This window comes from Promicromonospora sp. NPDC060204 (genome assembly GCF_042728455.1).
In the GTDB taxonomy this organism is placed as follows: domain Bacteria; phylum Actinomycetota; class Actinomycetes; order Actinomycetales; family Cellulomonadaceae; genus Promicromonospora.
Window position 1 is genome coordinate 1 of sequence record NZ_JBHWZO010000415.1, and the last position, 2,993, is coordinate 2,993.

Annotated in this window: 2 protein-coding genes; both read right to left on the minus strand. The window is 69.5% G+C overall.

Annotated features, from left to right (window positions below; all coding sequences use genetic code 11):
- Positions 1 to 79: 79 nt before the first annotated feature.
- Positions 80 to 2,326 carry a polyribonucleotide nucleotidyltransferase gene (locus tag ACFWEJ_RS28185; protein WP_377232471.1) on the minus strand — a complete coding sequence of 749 codons (2,247 nt, stop codon included), beginning with the start codon at positions 2,324 to 2,326 and terminating at the stop codon, positions 80 to 82.
- Between the two features lie 222 nt (positions 2,327 to 2,548).
- Positions 2,549 to 2,818, minus strand: a complete 270-nt coding sequence (rpsO, locus tag ACFWEJ_RS28190; RefSeq protein WP_020016810.1) for a 30S ribosomal protein S15 — start codon at positions 2,816 to 2,818, stop codon at positions 2,549 to 2,551.
- Positions 2,819 to 2,993: the final 175 nt, after the last annotated feature.

Sequence of the window (2,993 nt, forward strand, 5' to 3'; positions counted from 1 at the left end):
GATCGTCGCGCCGTCCTGCCCGGCGGTCAGCTCGGCACCGGGCTCGCCCGTGGGTACGAGCGGCAGGTGCCACGTCATGTCAGGCTTCCGCGGGTGCGGTGGCCTCGGCGGCCGGCTCGGCGGCGTCGGACGAGGCCGACTCCTCCTCGTCGGTGACGGCGACCAGCGAGAGCTTGCCGCGCGGGTCGATCTCGCCGATCTCGACCTGGACCTTCTGGCCGATGGACAGCACGTCGTCGACGTTCTCGACGCGCTTGCCACCCACGAGCTTGCGGATCTGGCTGATGTGCAGCAGACCGTCCTTGCCCGGGGACAGCGAGATGAAGGCGCCGAACGACGTCGTCTTGACGACGGTGCCGACGAACCGCTCGCCCACCTCGGGGACGTGCGGGTTGGCGATCGCGTTGATCGCCGCGCGGGCAGCCTCGGCCGAGGGGCCGTCGGTGGCGCCGATGTACACGGTGCCGTCGTCCTCGATGGAGATGTCCGCGCCCGTCTCCTCCTGGATCTGGTTGATCATCTTGCCCTTCGGGCCGATGACCTCGCCGATCTTGTCGGTCGGGACCTTCACCGTGATGACGCGCGGGGCGTTCGGGGACATCTCGTCCGGGACGTCGATCGCCTCGGCGAGGACCTCGAGGATCGTCAGACGGGCGTCGCGCGCCTGGCCCAGGGCGGCCGCGAGGACCGACGCCGGGATGCCGTCGAGCTTGGTGTCGAGCTGGATGGCGGTGACGAACTCCTTGGTGCCGGCGACCTTGAAGTCCATGTCGCCGAACGCGTCCTCGGCGCCCAGGATGTCCGTCATCGCGGCGTAGCGGGTCTCGCCGTCCACGGTGTCGGACACGAGGCCCATGGCGATACCGGCGACCGGGGCGCGCAGCGGCACACCGGCGTTCAGCAGGGACAGCGTGCTGGCGCACACCGAGCCCATGGAGGTCGAACCGTTGGAGCCGAGGGCCTCGGACACCTGGCGGATCGCGTAGGGGAACTCCTCGCGGCTCGGCAGGACCGGCACCAGGGCACGCTCGGCGAGCGCACCGTGACCGATCTCGCGGCGCTTCGGGCTGCCCACGCGGCCCGTCTCACCGGTCGAGTACGGCGGGAAGTTGTAGTTGTGCATGTAGCGCTTGCGCGTCTCCGGACCGAGCGAGTCGATCTGCTGCTCCATGCGGAGCATGTTCAGCGTGGTGACACCCAGGATCTGGGTCTCGCCGCGCTCGAAGATCGCCGAGCCGTGCACGCGGGGCAGCACCTCGACCTCGGCCGAGAGGGTGCGGATGTCCGCGAGGCCACGGCCGTCGATGCGGACGCCGTCGGTCAGCACGCGCTGGCGCACGAGCTGCTTCTGGAGCGAGCGGAACGCGGCCGACAGCTCCTTCTCGCGGCCCTCGAACTGCGCGTCGAGCTGGTCGTGGACGGTCGCCTTGAGCGCGTCGAGCGTGCTCTCACGCTCCTGCTTGTCGGCGATGGTCAGCGCGTCGCGCGTCGGCGCGGTCACGGCCGCCTCGACGGCGGAGTACGCGTCGGCCTGGTAGTCCGGGAAGAGCGGGAACTCCTGCGTCTCCTTGGCGGACTGTGCGGCGAGCGCCGCCTGCGCGTCGCACAGGGCCTTGATGAACGGCTTGGCCGCCTCGATGCCCTCGGCGACGACCTCCTCGGTCGGCGCGGCGACGCCCTCGTTCTTGATGAGGTTCCACGCACCGTCCGTGGCCTCGGCCTCGATCATGGCGATCGCGACGTCGTCACCGACGGCGCGGCCGGCCACGACCATGTCGAAGACCGCGCGCTCCTTGTCGGAGTACTTGGGGAACGCGACCCACTGGCCGTCGATCAGCGCGATGCGGACGGCGCCGACCGGGCCGTCGAACGGCAGGCCGGAGATCTGGGTGGACGCCGACGCGGCGTTGATGGCCAGCGTGTCGTAGGCGTCGTCCGGGTGGATCGCCATGACGGTGATGACCACCTGGACCTCGTTGCGCAGGCCCTTGACGAACAGGGGGCGCAGCGGGCGGTCGATCAGGCGGCAGGCCAGGATCGCCTCGGTCGAGGGACGGCCCTCGCGGCGGAAGAACGAGCCGGGGATGCGACCCGCGGCGTACATCCGCTCCTCGACGTCCACCGTCAGCGGGAAGAAGTCGAACTGGTCCTTGGGGTGCTTGCCGGCCGCGGTGGTCGACAGCAGCATGGTCTCGCCGTCGAGGTACGCGGCGACGGAGCCGGCGGCCTGCTTGGCGAGGCGTCCGGTCTCGAACCGGACGGTGCGGGTGCCGAAGCGACCGTTGTCGATCACGGCCTCGGCGAACTGGATCTCGGGACCCTCCACGGGTGCCCTCCTTCTCTCGGTGTTCTCTTGGAACGCCCCCGTGCCTGACGGTCATCGATCGAGGCCCACCGAGCCGCCGCTCGCGTGGAGCGGAAGAGACTCAGGAAGCCACTACCGAGGACCGGACGAGGTCACGGGCGGCGGTGTTCAGTTGTCGTACTACAGCATCTCACCAGACCAGCCCGGCCCCCGCGACGGGGGCCGGGCTGGTGGGAAGCATGATCAGCGACGCAGGCCGAGCTTGTCGACCAGGGCGCGGTAGCGCTCGATGTCGATCCCCTTGAGGTAACCCTGGAGACGACGGCGCTGACCCACGAGGAGCAGCAGACCACGACGGCTGTGGTGGTCGTGCTTGTGCTCCTTCAGGTGCTCGGTGAGGTCCTTGATGCGCTGCGTGAGGAGCGCGATCTGCACCTCCGGCGAACCCGAGTCGCCCGGCTTGGTTCCGTACTCGGAAATGATCTGCTGCTTGGTGGCAGTGTCGAGCGGCATGGCTCTCCTTCGGTGTTGTTGCGCGGTGCTCCGGGACTTGATTCACCGGGGCGCTCTGGATCCGCGGCCGTTCTGACGGCGGTACCACATTACCAGTGCTTGACGCCCCCGCCCGACTCGGGCCCCGAGACCTCCACCACGTGTCAGACGTCCAGGTCACCGGGGTGACCTGGAC

Excerpts from the sequence above, each read along its gene's own strand:
- rpsO (WP_020016810.1), bottom strand. The coding sequence starts at position 2,818 with ATGCCGCTCGACACTGCCACCAAGCAGCAGATCATTTCCGAGTACGGA.